This is a genomic window from Nocardiopsis rhodophaea (genome assembly GCF_039530945.1).
Classification (GTDB): Bacteria; Actinomycetota; Actinomycetes; order Streptosporangiales; family Streptosporangiaceae; genus Nocardiopsis_C; species Nocardiopsis_C rhodophaea.
Window position 1 is genome coordinate 131,704 of record NZ_BAAAPC010000009.1, and the last position, 15,698, is coordinate 147,401.

Genomic DNA, 15,698 nt, shown 5'->3' on the forward strand with positions numbered 1-15,698 from the left:
AGTCGGATGCGGGGGGCCGCGTGCCCCGCCGTCACCACCGCCCCACCCTTCCGGCCCTGCCAGCCGCGACCTCACCCCGCCGGCGGGCTCTAACCTGGAAGACGTGAGTACCGCAGACGGGTCCACCGACCCCATCAACGACCCTGACATCATCAACCTGGCCACCAAGGTCTTCGACTTCGCCCGCAACGGCGACACCGAATCCCTGGGCGCCTACCTCGCCGCCGGCGTCCCGGTCAACCTCACCAACGACAGCGGCGACACCCTGGTCATGCTCGCCGCCTACCACGGCCACGCCGACACCGTCGCCCACCTGTGCCGCCGAGGCGCCGACGTCGACCGCCTCAACGACCGCGGACAGTCACCGCTGGCCGGCGCGGTATTCAAGGGCGAAGACGAGGTCGTGGCCATCCTGGTGGAGCACGGGGCCGACCCCGACGCGGGCACCCCCTCAGCAAAGGAGGCCGCACACATGTTCAACAAGAGCCACTACCTGCGCCTCTTCGACACCCAGGACTCCTGAGGCGCGCATGGCCGCCCCCGACCCGCGGCCCCAGCCGGTGTTCGACCCGACGCTGCCACCGGCCGTACGCGAGCTGCTCGCCGCCCACCCCCACGCGCTCATCCCGGCCACCCGCACACCCCCGCCACCCGTGCGGACCCGCTGGGAGTTCCCCGAGCTGCCCGACCGCGTCCCCACCCACCTGGCCATCGTCTCCGCGCTGTTCCTCGTGGCGCTGATCACACGCTCCGGGGCGCTGATCCTGGTCACCGGCCTGGGACTGGTCCTGGTCGCCGTCAACCTCACCATCGCCGGGCTGCTGTCGGCCCGGCGCGTCACCGAATCCCCGGCCCGCGCCGCAGCACGCCGCCACCACGGCCGCTATCTGCTGGCCGATGACGTCGACGCGCCCGCCCGCGCCCTGCTGCACCGCGCCCAGCAGGCGGTCGACGCCGTCACCGCCTCACCGCTGGCGGCCACCGGCCACGTCGAGGCGATCGACCACGCCGTGGTACTGCCCGAACAGCTGTGGGACATCGCCACCCGGCTGCGCCACCTGACCGACATGCGCGCCCGCGCCAGCGTTTCCACCGACATCCACCTCGACGTCGACGTCTCAGCGCTGCTGGCCGAGCGCCACACGGCCCTGCGCGCGGCCGACGCCGCGGTCACCGCCCGGGTGGAGGCACTGGAACGCTACGCCGCCCACCTCGCCGCCGCCGAGGAGCACCACCGCAACCTCGCCGCCGTGCGGCAGCTGATGGAGGAACAGCAGGAGTACCGCGACCTGCTGGCGGCCAGCGCCGCCGACGAGCAGGCGATGCGGGCAGTGGAGGAGCTCACCGACCGCGCCCGCCTGGCCGAGGCGGACCTGCGACGGTCGCTGGAGGAGGCCGCGCAGGCCGCGCGTCTGCTGGCCCCGGGGGAGGGCCCGCCCCCGCCCGCACCGGGCCGCGGGGACGACGGCACGGCCAGCTGAGCCGCGCCCCGCCCGCCTCAGGTCGCCCAGTCCACCGCACACCCGTCCTCCAGGTACACGGTCAGCCCCGCATCCGCCGCCTTGAGCGCCGTCGCGATCCGCCGCCCCCGGCCCGCGGGCAGCAGCAGCCCGAAGTCGGAGGCGTCGGCCAGCATGGCGTCGCTCAGCTCCTCAGCGGGCAGGCGGACCTCATCGAACTGCCCCGCCCCCAGCCGCCCGGCGAAGATGAAGATGGTCGCGGGCCGACGGTCCGGGCTCAGGTCCGGCGGAATCCAGTCCACACACGCCAGCCCGTCCAGGTCGGGGACGAACCCGATCTCCTCGGCGCACTCGCGGCGGCAGGCCGCCAACGGGGACTCCCGCTGCTCGATCACCCCGCCGGGCAGGCTCCACCCGGGCTTGTAGGTGGGCTTGACCAGCAACACCCGGCCATCGGGGGCCCGCAGCAGCGCGCTGGCCGCCCCGCGGCTGCGCGGCAGGCTCTCGAAGAACTCCAACTCGGTGTCGGCCATGGAACGACACCCTATGCAACGGCCCCGACACGCGCGCAGCAGGCCCCACGCGTGTCCATGCCGTACGCCGCGGAGCGCGCTACCGCTCGCCGATGTCCAGCGGCCGGTCGCTCACCGGTGTCCTGCCGAGCCTGCGCCGCAGCTCATAGGCGCCGAGCACGACCGCCACGCTGGCCATGCTCGTCAGCAGCGGCCCGCGATGCTCGGGCAGGAACGCCATCGCCACCAGGACCGCCACCAGCCCCGCCAGCGTCACCCAGCTGAGGTAGGGGAAGCCCCACATGCGGAAGGTGAGCCGTTCGGGTTCGTCCGCGCGCAGCCGCCGCCCCATCACCAGCTGCGAGGACACGATGGTGATGAACAGGACCAGCAGGATCGCGCCGATGGAGGCGATGAGGAAACCCAGCACCGTCTCGGGCCACAGGTAGTTGCCGATCACCGACACATACCCCACGACCGTGCCCAGCAGGATCGCGCGCGTGGGCACACCGCGCCCGCTGACCGACGACAGCGCCCGGGGCGCGTCTCCCTGCCGGGTGAGCACGTGCAGCATCCGCGACGAGGTGTACAGCGCGGCGTTGAGCACGCTGAGCACCGCCACGAAGACCACGGCCTCCATGATGAGCGGGGCCGCCGGGACGCCCACGGTCTGCATCACCGACACGAACGGGCTCGTGCGCAGCCCCGTGTCGTTCCACGGCAGCACCATGACCACCACCAGGATGGAGGCGATGTAGAACAGGGCGATGCGCCACAGCACGTTGGTGGTGGCCCGCGCCACGCCCTGCTCGGGCTCGTCGCTCTCCCCGGCGGCGATGGTCACGATCTCCACGCCCCCGAACGAGAACAGCACCACGACGGTGGCGGCGAACACCGCCACCCACCCGTTGGGCGCGAACCCGCCGTGCGCCCACAGGTTGGCGACGCTCGCCCCGTCGGTCCCGGGCCACATCCCGGCCGCGTACAGGCCGCCCAGGACGAGGAACGCGACGATGGTGGCGATCTTGATCAGGGAGAAGAGGGACTCGGTTTCGCCGAACACCTTCACCGAGATGAGGTTGGCCCCGGTCATGACCACCAGCAGGAGCAGCGACAGCAGCCAGGTGGGCGCCTGGACCCCCGCCGCCTCCACCCACCCGGAGAGGATCGAGGCCCCGGCCACGGCCTCGGCGGCGACCAGGACGCTGTAGAGCCACCAGTACAGCCACCCGATGGAGAAGCCGACGCGCGGTCCCAGGGCCATGCGGGCGTAGTCGGAGAACGACCCGGAGGCCGGGCGGGCCACCACCATCTCGCCCAGCGCGCGCAGGGTCAGCAGGACGAGGGCCCCGGCGATGGCATAGGAGACGATCGCGGCGGGACCGGCGGCGTGGATGACGGCACCCGACCCGATGAACAGCCCGGCGCCCACAGAGCCGCCGATGGCGATCATCGTCATGTGCCGCCGCCGCAACGTGTGCGCGAGACGCGGCGCCGCATCCGGGGATGTACTGGTATCCGCCTCAACGGGCGAAATGTCGTGCGAGGTCACGACCACACACACTATGCGGCAGACGGCACCACCGGCGCAGCACACACCCCCCACCACCCCACCTGCCAAGCGAGTGTGGGAGAGATCACCAACGAGGGGGACCGCCGCGTGGCGGCAGCGCGGTCGGGGCACCGCCCTCGCACGGCGGCCTGCCGCGCCCGTCACCCGGCACACCGCTACCCGCACGCACCCCCGCCGTAGCGGCACCCGCCCAACGCCGACGGCACCCAACCCGCGCCCGGAGGCCCCGGCCGACATCGGCCTCGCGCTGGCCCCGCCGCCAAGCCGACCCGCGGCCGCCCCGTCAAGATCGGGGGCACCGGCGAGCCCGAGAAAGCCCACCGCCGGAGCAGCTGCACCGGACACCGGTGGGAACCAGGTGACACCGCCGACCCGGCGCGGCCGCGCCCGAACCTGCGGCGCCGTGGGCCGGCATGGCCCCTAGCGCGGTAGCGGGCGGCCCAGCCTGGGACTGAGATGGGGCAGCCCCGGAAGCGCTCAGTGGCCCAGCGCTGCGGCCGACCCTGTTCGACGGCGCGGCGGGCCGACGCAAGGTGGCCGGCAGGCGCGAGCCTGGCATCGGTAGGGGCAGCATGCCGCGCACAAGGACCCGCGGTGCTCAGAGCGGACGTCGGAGATCCACACCGGCACCGAAGACCCTCCCTTGTTATGTCCAACCCGCCCCGCTGGGCCACCAACCTCGGTGGTCAGGACGGCTCGGCGCCGGGGTCCGGTGCGTCGACCTCCCCGGTCTCAGGGTCCACCGCACTCTCGCCGTCCGGGGCCTCGGCGTCGCGGACGGTCCGCAGGGGACGCAGAGCGTCGTAGGCTTCACCATCGCTGAGCACTCCGCTGCTCGCGGCGGCATGCAGTTCCTCTTTAGCGCGCAGGATGCACTGCCGTGAGCGTCCCGCAGGGCGTTGCAACCGTCCGGCGCGCCACAGCGGCTTCAAGGCCAGGTAGGCGTGGGCGTCGGTGAGCCGTCCGTCCTCCAGGGCCGCCAGGAGTTCATCTGTCGCGCTCATCGGCCGTTCATCTCTTCTCATCTCCTCGCCGAGGGGTGGGCAGGGGGTGGGGGACGGGGCCGTTCGGCGTCGAGGGGTGCCGCCGGGGCACCGTACGCGCTCGCCTGTGCCCCTCTGGCCCCGAGCGTAGGAGACACCGCCGCCGGCACGTGGCGGTTTAACGCAAATCCGCCATTCGTTCACCCCGCCGGGGCCATCCGGCCACGCACCACAGCGTCTCCTCCACCGCGACGCGCGGTATTCCCCCGGGCGGGGGAGGCCCCCACCCGCCCACCCGTGCCACGATCGTGGTGTGTCGATCATCCGCCTGCTGCTCACACCGCTGTGGGGCGCCACCACCTACGCACGCTGGGTCTACATGGTCATCGGTGGCGCGATGTTCCTGCCCTACCTGCTGGCGACCCTGGTCCTGGGCTCGATGGTCGTCACCCCCGCCACGCCCGGCCCCGACTCCGGCCTGGGCACCCTGGCGGCGGCCCTGGTTTCGGCGCTGCTCCTGGTCGCCGCCTCGGCCTGGATCCCCGGCGCCCGCTCCTTGGAAGGCCAGGTCACCCAAACCCTGCTGCGCGGCCCCATCACCGCCGAGCACGTCGCCGAGTCGGCGTCCTGGCCCTCCCGCGTGCGCACCGGGCTATGGCTGGTCCTGCACCTGGTGGGGGGATTCGGGGTAGCCCTGGCCACCATGGTCGGCCTCACCGAGTCCGCGGCCCTGGCCGCCACCCCCTTCGTCGCCGACCACATGGCCATCGCCCAGGGCCCGCTCACCTTCGCCGGCGCCGACTGGCCCTCCGGCGCCGCGCGGTGGCTGGCCCCCGTCATGGGGCTGGGTCTCCTGCTCGCCCTCATCTACACCATGGCACTGATCGGCTGGGGCATGGCGCTCCTGGCCCCGCGCCTGCTGGGGCCCTCGACCGCCGAGCGGCTGGCCGCCGCCCAGGAACGCGTCGACCACCTGGCCGAACGCAACCGGCTGGCCCGCGAACTGCACGACTCCATCGGCCACGCCCTGTCCGTGGTCGCCCTGCAGTCCGGGACGGCCGCCCGCGTGCTGGACTCCGACCCCGCCTTCGCCCGCCACGCCCTGGAGACGATCGCCGCGCAGGCCCGCACCGCCACCGCCGAACTCGACCACGTTCTGGGACTGCTGCGCGAAGAGCAGCCGAGCACCGCCACCGCGCCCCAGCGCGGCCTGGGCGACCTGGCGGGACTCATCGAGGCCACCCGCGCCATTGGCGGCCAGCTCACCGCCCGCGTCGACGGAGACGTGGGTCGTGTCCCGGCCGTCGTCTCCCGCGAGACCTACCGCATCTGCCAGGAAGGCATCACCAACGCCCTGCGCCACGGCGGCCAGGTCCCCATCGCCCTGCACGTGACCATCGAACCCGAACGGCTCAGCGTGGAGATCACCAACCCCCACACCCCCGCCACCGCACCGCGGGCCCTGCCCGCGCTGCGCCGCAGCGGCGGCCACGGCCTGGCCGGCATGCGCGAGCGCCTGAGGACCCTCGGCGGCCGCCTGGAGGCCGGACCGCACGACGGCCACTGGCACCTGCGCGCCGAGATCACCTGGGGAGCAGGCCGATGACCCCGCCCCAACCATGCCCCGACGCCAACGACGGGCCGGTCACCGTGGCCCTGGTCGACGACGAAGCGCTCGTGCGGGCCGGGCTACGCGCCCTCATCAACGCTGAAGACGACCTGCGGGTCGTGGCCGAGGCCGACGACGGCACCGGCGTACTCGACCTGGCGCGCCGCACACGCCCCCACATCGTCCTGATGGACGTGCGCATGCCCCGCCTGGACGGCATCCAGGCCACCGCCACCCTGGTCAGCAGCCTGGACACCCCACCCAAGACCATCGTCGTCACCACCTTCGAAAACGATGACTACGTCTACGGCGCGCTGCGCGCGGGCGCCAGCGGCTTCCTCCTCAAACGCAGCCGCCCCGAGGACATCCTCGCCGCCATCCGGCTGGTCGCCTCCGGCGACGCCCTGCTGTTCCCCGCCGCCATCCGCGCCCTAGCCGCCACACACGCCCAACCCGCCACCCCCGCCGCCGCCAGGATCACCGCACTCACCGAGCGAGAAGCCGACACGCTGCGGCTCATGGCGCGCGGCCTGTCCAACGCCGAGATCGCCGCCGAACTGTTCGTCGGGCTCCAGACCATCAAGACGCACGTCTCCAACATCCTGTCCAAACTCCAGGTCCGCGACCGCACCCAGGCAGTGATCGCCGCCTACGACTCCGGGCTCATCCGCCCCGGCGGCACCACACACTGACCCGCCGCCGTACACCGCACCACCCCCCAGCGCCCTGTTGTTCCTGCTCCCGAGGCCCGCATGCTGGTGGGCGGATCGTGCCGCAGTTGAGGTGGTGGATGCGCACGGGTGGGCCTCCCGGTCACCGGCGTCTGCGTCCCCCGGTCCTCCCTGACAGGCGCGGTCTGCCACAGGGAGGGACCCGCCGAGTGGGCAGGCGGGAGAAGCGCGGAGGTCGCAGCGCCGGTCGGCCGTCCGCAGCCCCCGACGAGCTGGCGCACCGACTCGACCATCTCCGGCGGCGCGCCGTCCACGCTCCCGGTGTCGAACGGCGGCTGCGGGTCGTACTCCAGCACGAGCCGGATGCGCTGGGCGGTGTCTACGCCCCGCATCGGCGCGGCCAACCGCAGCCCCATGCCGATCCCGGCCGAGACCCCGGCCGCGGTGACGACGCCCCCTCGGATTCGGACGCTCCCACGGGGGAGGGGTCAGCTCGTGGAGGCGTCGACCTGCGCCGGGCCGATCTCGGCCTCGTCCAAGAAGCACCACGCCCACACCTCGCCCGGCTCAGCCGACACCGCGATGGGATGCCCCACGGACCCGGCATGCTCCTGGGCATGCCGACCCGGCGAGGAATCGCAGCACCCCACATACCCGCAGGTCAGACAGATCCGCAGGTGAACCCAGTCGGTGCGGCCCCGGCTCAGGCACGTCGTGCACCCGGGACTCTTCGGCAGGACCGGGCGGATCTCCTCGGCATGCGGGCAGGCCGCCGCGGCGTCCGGGGCGAAATCCACGACCACCGTCGGATCGGGCCGCGGCACCTCCAAGTGCTCGGCCCCCAGCACGTCCAGCACCGTCCGCGTCAGTGGCTGGGCGACCGCCCGCTGGGAATCCACCACGCGTGTCACCCCCGCGCCGCTGAGCCCCGACACATCCACCGAGTCCACCGGCCGGGCCACGATCGGCACGCCCGGCGCCACATTGCGCAGCGCCTCGGCGATATGCGTGGTCTCCTCGCCGCTGTGCTCGCAGATCACGATCAGCCGCACCTGGTCCATGCCGACATCGTGCAGCACCCCCGCCTTGATGACCTCGCCTCGCACCACCCGGTGGCCCTCGGCCTCCGCCTGAGCGGCCAGGTCGGGGTTGAGCGTCGTGACCGTGACCGGGATGCCGCGGGCCCGCAGGTAGCCCCCCAGGTACTGGGCCACCGGCCCCCACCCCGACACCAGCACGCGCCCCTGCTCCGGCCGGTGCTCCGCGCCGTCCCGCGGCGCCACTGCGGCCCGGTGCCCCTGACGCACCCCCACCGTCCTGGCCAGCCGCTCGCCCACCGCCGCCAGCGCCGGCGTCGCGGTCATCAGCACCACAGTGACGGCCACCAGCAGCTGCGCACCCTGGTCGCCCAACCCCAGCGGGCTCATCCCCGATGCCGCACCGACCTGCTGCAACACAAACGAGAACTCCCCGATCTGGGGGAGCAGGAACGCCCCAGCCACCACCGTGGGCGCCCCCACCCGCAGCGTGGACGCCGCAAGGTAACCCGCCGCCAACTTGATCGCGACCACCGCCAACGCCAGCACCGCCACCAGCCACCACAGCTCCACCACCACGCCCACATCCAGCAGCATGCCGATGGACACGAAGAACACCGCGCTGAACAGAATCTGCAGCGGCATGATCTCGCTGAGCGCGTGCGCGCTGTGCCGCGACTCGCTGAGCACCATCCCGGCCAAGAACGCCCCCAGCGCGTCACTGACCCCGGCCAGCGAGGTCAGATAAGCGACGCCCAGCGCGATGGCCACGATCGTCAGCAGGAAGATCTCCGGAGAGCACAGCCGCGCCACCCGCTCCAACAGCGGTGGCATCACTTTGCGCGCCACCACCATCACCGCGGTCAACACCAGCGCGGCCGTCCCCAGCGCCCGCACGATCCCCCACGGCTCCTCGCCCCCAGCGCCGGGGGACGTCACCCCCGCCAGCAGCGGGATGAGCAACACCATGACGACCACGGCCAAGTCCTGGAAGATCAGGATGCCCACCGCCACCTGCCCGGTCGGCCGAGACGTCATCCCCTTGGCCGCCACGATCTTGAGCACGATCGCCGTCGAGGACAGCGCGACCAGGAACCCGGTGAACACGCCGATACGCCAGTCCTGCCCCGCGGCCACCACCACCGCCGCGGTCAGCGCGACCGTCGCGACCACCTGCACACTGCCGCCCAACAGCACATAGCGGCGGATCTTGGCCAGACGCTCCAGGGAGAACTCGATCCCGATCGTGAACAGCAGCAGCATCACACCGATGTCGGCCGCCGCCCGGACGTGGCCCACATCCGCCACCACCCCGGCCAGCAGGAACCCCACGATCGGGACCACCCGCAACCGCACGCACAGCGCACCGATCAGCCCGGCCACGCACAGCAGCGCGACCACAGGCCCAAGAAACTCCGGAGTCTCCCCGGCCGCCAGCATCATGGCCGGCCCCCTCTCCCTCACCCCCACGACCCCCAGCCCACGCGGGGAACCCCAGGTCAGCCTAACCAAGCCCCCGCCTCCCGCCCGGCCACGGCACGGCCGCACCCCCGCGAACCGCCTCAACCCACAGCGGCCCACAGGGACAACGGACCGCCACGCAAGCGGGCCAGACCGCAAGGGAGCAGACAAACACCCGGGTCAGGGGAGGACCACCCGTTCAGAACCGCGGCGCGCACACGCCCCCCACAGCCACCGCACCTCACCCGGCGCTGACCACCAGGCCCCCGCCGACACCGACATCCACCGCGACGCGCGAAAGGTCACCGACCACCGCGTCGGCCCGCAGATCAGCCGCGCCATGGGTCGTGGTCACCGCGACCGTCCGCGCGCCCGCGCCGCGGGCAGACGCGAGCCCGGCCGGGGCGTCCTCGAACACCACACACCGGCGCGCGTCGACCCCCAACCGCGTCGCACCGAGGACGAAAGGCTCAGGATCGGGCTTCCCACGGCGCACATCGTCGGCGGTCACCAGCACCGGCGCCGCCAAGCCCACCGCCTTCAACCGCGCCTCGGCCAGCGCCCGCGTGCACGATGTCACGATCGCCCACGCGTCATCCGGCAGCACCCCGCGTCCCGGGCAGCACCCGCAGCCCAGCGGCACGGTCGATCTCCAACTGCTCGATACGCGCCACGGCCGCGGCCACCTCGCCGTCCGGAAGCAGCGCCGCCGCGATCTGACGCGCCGGGATCCCGTGCCCCGCCTCCGCGGCGAACCGCTGTACGGAGATCCCGTACTCCGCGGCCCAGGCCGCCCAGCATTCCTCCACCACCGGCCCGGAATCGACCAGGGTTCCGTCCATATCGAACAACAGCGCATCCGCGGAGAACATCATCCTGCGGAGTCTAGAAACGCCGCGCCGCCCGCACCCACCGCTGCCGGGCGTGATACCCGACACCCCGCCCCGCCCGCACCCGCCCGGTCACACCTGAGGGTCGGACGACCGGGCCGCGCCCGGCGGCGGAACCTCGGCGCCGCGCACCGACACCGCATCGGCGATATCACCCACCAGCTTCGCGAAGTTCTCCGGCTGATCCAGGCTCACCATGTGGCCCGCCCGCGGCACGTTCAACAGGCGCCCATCGACACACGCCTCCAAGAACCGCCGCTCATGGATCCGAAACGCATCACGCGCCCCATTGATCAGCCACACCGGCCCCTGGTACGCGCCCAACGCCTCCAACACCTCCATGTCGGAGATCTCGTCGATCACCGCCCGCGCGGCCTCCATCGCCAACCCGCCGTCCAGCGCCGCCGCGGCCCCATCGCTGGGCAGCGTCAACCGATGGAACCGCTCGTTGACCGCCTGCCCGTGGTCGGGCAGGCGGTCCAACAACACCGCCGGGATCCGATACACCTGCGCCAGCGTCTGCGCCGGACGCGCCGTACAGCCCGCCGCCACCAGCCCCGCCACCCGGCCCGGATGCGCCGCCGCCACCGCGATGGACACGAACCCGCCCAGGCTCAACCCCACCAGCAGCGCACGCCCGCCCACCGCGTCGATCGCCTCGGCCACAGCCCCGATCGCGCCCGGCAGGGTAAACACCTCACCCCGGCGCGTACCGTGCCCCGGAAGGTCCACCGCCACCACGCGGCGCCCCTGAGCCTCCAGCATTTCCTGCTGCGGGCGCCACATCGTGCCCGACAGCCGCAACCCATGGACCAGCACGACCGGCAGGCCCATCGCCCCGCCCCCTTCCGCTCGCTCAACCAGCACCGACTCCACTTGGCACCACCTGCAGTACCCGCACACCCGCCGACCTACCAGGCGTAGGCCACCGTCACCGGAGCGTGATCCGACCACCGCAGGTCATGGGCCGCCGCCCGCTCCACCCGCGCCTCCTTGGCCGCACCGGCCGCCCCCGGCGTCGCCACCTGGTAGTCGATCCTCCAACCAGCGTCGTTGTCGAACGCCCGACCACGATAGGACCACCACGAATACGGACCCTCCCGGTCCGGAAGCAGGGCCCGCACCACGTCCACATACCCCGCCTCGTCGAAGACCCGCGACAGCCACGCCCGCTCCTCGGGCAGAAACCCCGAGTTCTTCCGATTGTTACGCCAGTTCTTCAGATCCGCCTCGCGGTGCGCGATATTCCAGTCCCCGCACACCACCAGCTCACGCCCCTCGGCCTCCACCTCCGCGCGGCGCCGCACCAGATAGGGCAAGAACGCGTCCATGAAGCGCTCCTTCTCCGCCTGACGCGCGGTTCCCACCTCACCCGACGGCAGATACAGACTGGCCACACTCACCCGGCCCAGGTCGGCCTCCACATACCGGCCCGCCTCGTCGAACTCCGCGGCACCGAACCCCACGCGCACCGCCTCGGGCCTCCCACGCGTGTACAGCGCCACACCCGCGCGCCCCGTGGCCGCCGCCGGCGCCAGCACCACGTGCCACCCGTCAGGCGCGACCACCTCCCGCGCCAGCTGGGCGCGTTCGGCCCGCGTCTCCTGCAGGCACACCACATCGGCCTCCGTGGCCGCCAGCCACCCCACGAAGCCCTTACGAGCCGCCGCCCGCAGCCCATTCACGTTCACCGTCGAAATCGTCATGACCACGACGGCCAGCGTAGCCGCGCCCCCGGCCCGCCCCGCATCACCCCGCGGCGCCCTCCCGCGCCGAAGCCGCCCGCGGCTCCTGGTCAACCAGCCGACGCAGCACCCCATAGGTCCGGTTCGACCGCGCCGCCTCCCGCTGCGCCGACGCTGTCACATCGATGTAGGACTGCGAGGACGTGATCGACGTGTGCCCCAGCAGCCGCATGATCTCGGTGACCGACGCCCCGTCCTCCGCCAGCCGGGTGGCGAACGTGTGCCGCAGCGCATGCACCAGCGTGCCGCGCGCCACCCGGTCGTGCACCCCGGCGTGCTTGTAGCACTGCCGCACCAGGTACTGCAGCCCGCCCCGCCGCAGCGGACGCCCCCGGTTGTCCACCAACAGCGCCTCCGACCCGCGCACCCGCGCCCCGAACCGCACCTCGCGCGTGTGCAGATACGCCTCCACCAGCGCCTCCAGCGGCGGCTCGATAGGCAGCGACCGCGTCACACCGCCCTTGCCCACCACCCGGATCCGCCGCTCGCCCGCGCGCCCACTCAGCGCGTCCACCCGCAACCCCAGCATCTCCGCCGATCGCAGCCCCGTCAGCAGAGCCAGCGCCAACACCGCCAGGTCCCGCTCCGGCCACGGATCACGCGCGCGACGGCACCCGGCCGCCAGCGCCTCCAACAACCGCTCGGGGGTGTCCTCGCCCATCAGCGGCTTGGGCTCCGCCGGTTTGAGGCGCGGCCGCTGAACGGCCGGCATCGGGTTGCCCTCCACGATGCCCTCGGACACCAGGAACCCGAAAAACCCGTTCCACGTCGACCACGCCCGCACCACACTGGAGGCCGCCCGCTCGGCCGCGAACTCCGCGAACGCCTGGCGCAGCATCCCGCCCGACAGATCGGCCAACCGCACATCGGCGCGCCCGCACCGCTCCACCTCGGCCACACACCCCAGCACCCCCAGCAGATCCCGCCGGTAGGCCGCGATGGTGTGCGGCGACGGCTTCGCCGACCGCCGCGCCACCAGATACTCCTCGACCGCATCCACAGCCCGCATCGACGACGCCTGGATCCCAACCTCCGCAACGCTCATGCCCCACAGCATCCCCGATTCCCCCGCACACGATCACCCGCGGCCACCGATTCGGCACCCCCGATCCTTCAAGGGCGAGTGGGAGCGATCGGGGGCGGCTGAAGGGGGAGGGGCTGGTCACGGGATGCGCCGGGCCACCCACATCGACACCACGTGCAGCGGCCCCTCCAACGGACCGCGCCCCACCAGCGCCCGCCACAGCGTCGCAAACACCAGCGCGCCCAGCAGCACCGACCAGTCCAGCGCGTCGGTCACCGGCTGCAGCGGTGTGCCCTCCAGCAACCCCAGCTCGGCCACCCAGATGAGCAGGACGTGTCCCACATAGGTGGTGAGCGCGAGCGCCCCGACCGCCGCCAACGGAAACAGCACCCACCGCAGGTAACGCCCCACCAGCAGGAACAGCCCCAAAACCGCGATGGCCACACCGCCGGCCCCGACGACCTCGAACGGCGTCCCGCTGTGCGGCGCGGCCGTCAGCAGCCACGTCCAGTCGTTGACCGGAACCGTCCCGGGCAGCCCCTCACGCAGCGCCTCACCCAAGGTGTCGGTTCCCGCGCTCTCGGCGTCGAAGGACGCCTCCAGACGCGAGCGCACGTCCAGCAGGCGCATCAACGCCCACGAGGCGGTGTAGGCCGCGGCGGCCAGGCTCGCGCCGACGCCGACGAGCGCCAGCTGCACCCTGGGCGAGCGCAGGTTCAGGCGGCCGATGGCAAGGCCGGCCAGCACGAACGGCATCCAGGTGATCGCCGGGTAGGAGCCGGTGATCAGGAAGTTCACCAGGCCGTCGTCGGCCCAGGCCACCAGGGGGTCATAGGAGTTGATGGTCTCCACGGGGCCGTCGAGCGGACCGCCGGGCTCCATCAGTCCACGCAGGTAGAAGGAGATCACGGGACCGATCACCGCGAGGAGTGCGGCGGTCCCGGCGACGATCTTCCACCGCTCGTCCATCAACGGGGCGCAGAGGACGAAGAACACCGCGTAGTAGGCGAGGATCACCGAGACGGGGACGCCCGTCATGGTCAGCAGGGTGCCGATGGGAAGCATGATCAGGCCGCGAATGACCACCCGCCACAGCGCGACACCCATGTCGTGGCCGCTCTTGGGCGCCGAACCGCCGGACAGCAGGGCGACGGACACGCCCGCCAGCAGCGCGAAGGTCGCCGCCGAACGCCCGGCGACCAGCTCCGTCAACGTGCTCGCGCCGTCGGCGTCGGTCCAGCCGACACCCACGTGCACGACGAACATGCCCAAAATGGCCAGCCCGCGGGCCATATCAATGCCGACGAGGCGGCTGGCGTCGGCGGTACGCAGCCCACGCGGCAGCCAGGAGCGGCGGCGCGGCGTCACAGCAGCGTCGTCCGCCGGGGAGCGGCGGGGGAGCGAGGTGCCGTCGGGGGAGCCGACGGCACCGGTGGGCCGTGTGGGCGCCGTGACCCCGTCCGGCCCGGGGGCGTCGCCGACGGTGTCCTCGGGGGAGGGGCTCTCAGGAGAGGAGCTGATTCTGTTCGACACTCTTCGAGGATCCCCCGCTCGTCCCTCTGGTGCAGAGGTATTTCCCAATTGTGACCGGTTGTGGCCGGGAGTTCGCGCGCCGCACGAATTCGGTCAACGGATCACGTTCGCTCGACGTCTCACGCTGATGAGCTGTTATCCGCAGACGAGCGTATAGCGGGGCCACCTGCGCGGGAAGGGGAGGGGCGCCGGATGCGACACCAGTCACAACCTCGGGGGAGACGGGCGCGGCGATTCCGCCGGCGGGGTGGTGGCGTGGTCACGCTTCGGGTGGGCGGGGCGCGAACGCGGGGACGAGGGGTGCTCAGGGAGCGAGTAGCGGCGCCACGAATGCCGGGGACGGTCCAACGTTTGAGGCGAGCCGGGACTCAAGAGTCGGACATCTTTAGCAATTCATGCATAACGCATTTTATGCATGAAACATGAGCCCCGAAGGTCAACCCGATCCCCACGGCTCAAGGCAGGGCCGCGGCCGAAGCCCGGCCTGCTGGGCAGCCTTGTCGGCGGTGGTCCATGCTCCATTCGGTGTTCTTGGGTGAAAAGCGACACAGAGGACGGAGGGAGCCAGGGGGTGCGGGTCCCGCGGCACGTGTGGCGGAATGCGACACCGGAGAAAAATTTCGGAAATGGGCGCCGCGGTCACCGCCGCCCAGCAGACATCGAACAAACGCCGTCACCAGCGGCAGCAACGGCGGGCGGCCGATGAATGAGATCTGCGCTGGCGCGATGCTCCCGGACCGAAAACGGCTCCCACAGCTCCACCCGTGCGAAGCGAAAACAGCGAAAACCCGGCCGTGCCGACACCGCCCACATCACTCGTCTCATTTGCCGCCAGCCTGGACGACCCGTCCAGCCACCCCTCTCAGGCCCACCTCGGCAACGCCGATAATGCACATTATGTAAAGTTGAACGCTCGACGCCCCTGCGATCCCCGGCCGCGTCAGACCCCGCCGTTGCCCGCGATCACGCGCACGAACCCCGGAGTCTCCCCCGCGTCCGCGCGCAGCATCGCATCTCTCCCGCGCGACGATGTCCACGCCGTCCTCCAGCGGCGTACACGCCTCATTCCACGCCAACCAGTACTTCCCACCCTCTACCAACGTGTCCACACGTTCCACGCGCACCGCCCGACTTGACTCAAAATTGGCACGCCGCTACCCCGCCCTGTGGGACGGCCGATAAGCCGCCTGTCAGAAGGGC

At 72.1% G+C, this 15,698-nt stretch carries 14 protein-coding genes; 4 read left to right on the forward strand and 10 right to left on the reverse strand.

What is annotated here, in order from left to right; translation table 11 throughout:
* The first annotated feature begins 103 nt into the window (after window positions 1–103).
* Together ABD259_RS12140 and ABD259_RS12145 are read left to right on the forward strand one after the other, a co-directional pair.
* Window positions 104–523, forward strand: a complete 420-nt coding sequence (locus ABD259_RS12140) for an ankyrin repeat domain-containing protein (RefSeq protein ID WP_344105805.1) — start codon at window positions 104–106, stop codon at window positions 521–523.
* A gap of 7 nt (window positions 524–530) precedes the next feature.
* Entirely contained in the window at window positions 531–1,481 is a 951-nt protein-coding gene (locus ABD259_RS12145; RefSeq protein ID WP_344105807.1) for a hypothetical protein, read from the forward strand.
* Between the two features lie 17 nt (window positions 1,482–1,498).
* Here ABD259_RS12145 and ABD259_RS12150 read toward each other — a convergent pair whose 3' ends face one another.
* The 3 genes from ABD259_RS12150 to ABD259_RS12160 form a co-directional block, all read right to left on the reverse strand.
* Entirely contained in the window at window positions 1,499–1,993 is a 495-nt protein-coding gene (locus tag ABD259_RS12150) for an NUDIX domain-containing protein (RefSeq protein ID WP_344105809.1), read from the reverse strand.
* A gap of 79 nt (window positions 1,994–2,072) precedes the next feature.
* A complete protein-coding gene (locus ABD259_RS12155) occupies window positions 2,073–3,431 on the reverse strand; it encodes an amino acid permease (protein WP_344105811.1) in 1,359 nt (452 codons plus the stop codon).
* A gap of 800 nt (window positions 3,432–4,231) precedes the next feature.
* Entirely contained in the window at window positions 4,232–4,549 is a 318-nt protein-coding gene (locus tag ABD259_RS12160) for a hypothetical protein (protein ID WP_344105813.1), read from the reverse strand.
* Window positions 4,550–4,841: 292 nt separating this feature from the next.
* Between ABD259_RS12160 and ABD259_RS12165 the strand changes: the two genes are divergently transcribed.
* The gene (locus tag ABD259_RS12165; RefSeq protein ID WP_344162355.1) at window positions 4,842–6,134 is read left to right on the forward strand and encodes a sensor histidine kinase; all 1,293 of its coding nucleotides are present in this window, start codon (window positions 4,842–4,844) and stop codon (window positions 6,132–6,134) included.
* Window positions 6,131–6,829: a response regulator gene (locus ABD259_RS12170; protein WP_344162357.1), complete on the forward strand. Its 699-nt coding sequence runs from the start codon at window positions 6,131–6,133 to the stop codon at window positions 6,827–6,829. Before ABD259_RS12165 ends, ABD259_RS12170 begins: the two co-directional genes overlap by 4 nt.
* A 467-nt stretch (window positions 6,830–7,296) precedes the next feature.
* Here the strand turns inward: ABD259_RS12170 and ABD259_RS12175 are convergent, their stop codons facing one another.
* From ABD259_RS12175 to ABD259_RS12205, 7 genes are all read right to left on the reverse strand, one after another.
* A complete protein-coding gene (locus tag ABD259_RS12175; RefSeq protein ID WP_344162360.1) occupies window positions 7,297–9,288 on the reverse strand; it encodes a cation:proton antiporter domain-containing protein in 1,992 nt (663 codons plus the stop codon).
* A gap of 259 nt (window positions 9,289–9,547) precedes the next feature.
* Entirely contained in the window at window positions 9,548–9,913 is a 366-nt protein-coding gene (locus tag ABD259_RS12180) for an HAD-IA family hydrolase (protein WP_344162363.1), read from the reverse strand.
* On the reverse strand, window positions 9,900–10,181 hold the full coding sequence (locus ABD259_RS12185; RefSeq protein ID WP_344162366.1) for an HAD family hydrolase: 282 nt from the start codon (window positions 10,179–10,181) through the stop codon (window positions 9,900–9,902). Before ABD259_RS12185 ends, ABD259_RS12180 begins: the two co-directional genes overlap by 14 nt.
* 87 nt (window positions 10,182–10,268) lie before the next feature.
* Window positions 10,269–11,030, reverse strand: coding sequence for an alpha/beta fold hydrolase (locus tag ABD259_RS12190; RefSeq protein WP_344162457.1), 762 nt, complete (start codon window positions 11,028–11,030; stop codon window positions 10,269–10,271).
* A gap of 77 nt (window positions 11,031–11,107) precedes the next feature.
* On the reverse strand, window positions 11,108–11,902 hold the full coding sequence (locus ABD259_RS12195; protein WP_344162460.1) for an exodeoxyribonuclease III: 795 nt from the start codon (window positions 11,900–11,902) through the stop codon (window positions 11,108–11,110).
* A 43-nt stretch (window positions 11,903–11,945) separates the two neighbouring features.
* The gene (locus tag ABD259_RS12200) at window positions 11,946–12,986 is read right to left on the reverse strand and encodes a tyrosine-type recombinase/integrase (protein WP_344162369.1); all 1,041 of its coding nucleotides are present in this window, start codon (window positions 12,984–12,986) and stop codon (window positions 11,946–11,948) included.
* A 117-nt stretch (window positions 12,987–13,103) separates the two neighbouring features.
* Window positions 13,104–14,498, reverse strand: a complete 1,395-nt coding sequence (locus ABD259_RS12205) for a heparan-alpha-glucosaminide N-acetyltransferase domain-containing protein (protein ID WP_344162372.1) — start codon at window positions 14,496–14,498, stop codon at window positions 13,104–13,106.
* Between the last annotated feature and the right edge of the window lie 1,200 nt (window positions 14,499–15,698).

Coding starts and splice junctions, on each gene's coding strand:
- ABD259_RS12145 (WP_344105807.1), top strand. CDS start 531: ATGGCCGCCCCCGACCCGCGGCCCCAGCCGGTGTTCGACCCGACGCTG.
- ABD259_RS12150 (WP_344105809.1), bottom strand. CDS start 1,993: ATGGCCGACACCGAGTTGGAGTTCTTCGAGAGCCTGCCGCGCAGCCGC.
- ABD259_RS12155 (WP_344105811.1), bottom strand. CDS start 3,431: ATGACGATGATCGCCATCGGCGGCTCTGTGGGCGCCGGGCTGTTCATC.
- ABD259_RS12160 (WP_344105813.1), bottom strand. CDS start 4,549: ATGAGCGCGACAGATGAACTCCTGGCGGCCCTGGAGGACGGACGGCTC.
- ABD259_RS12170 (WP_344162357.1), top strand. CDS start 6,131: ATGACCCCGCCCCAACCATGCCCCGACGCCAACGACGGGCCGGTCACC.
- ABD259_RS12175 (WP_344162360.1), bottom strand. CDS start 9,288: ATGATGCTGGCGGCCGGGGAGACTCCGGAGTTTCTTGGGCCTGTGGTC.
- ABD259_RS12185 (WP_344162366.1), bottom strand. CDS start 10,181: ATGATGTTCTCCGCGGATGCGCTGTTGTTCGATATGGACGGAACCCTG.
- ABD259_RS12190 (WP_344162457.1), bottom strand. CDS start 11,030: ATGGGCCTGCCGGTCGTGCTGGTCCATGGGTTGCGGCTGTCGGGCACG.
- ABD259_RS12195 (WP_344162460.1), bottom strand. CDS start 11,902: ATGACGATTTCGACGGTGAACGTGAATGGGCTGCGGGCGGCGGCTCGT.
- ABD259_RS12200 (WP_344162369.1), bottom strand. CDS start 12,986: ATGAGCGTTGCGGAGGTTGGGATCCAGGCGTCGTCGATGCGGGCTGTG.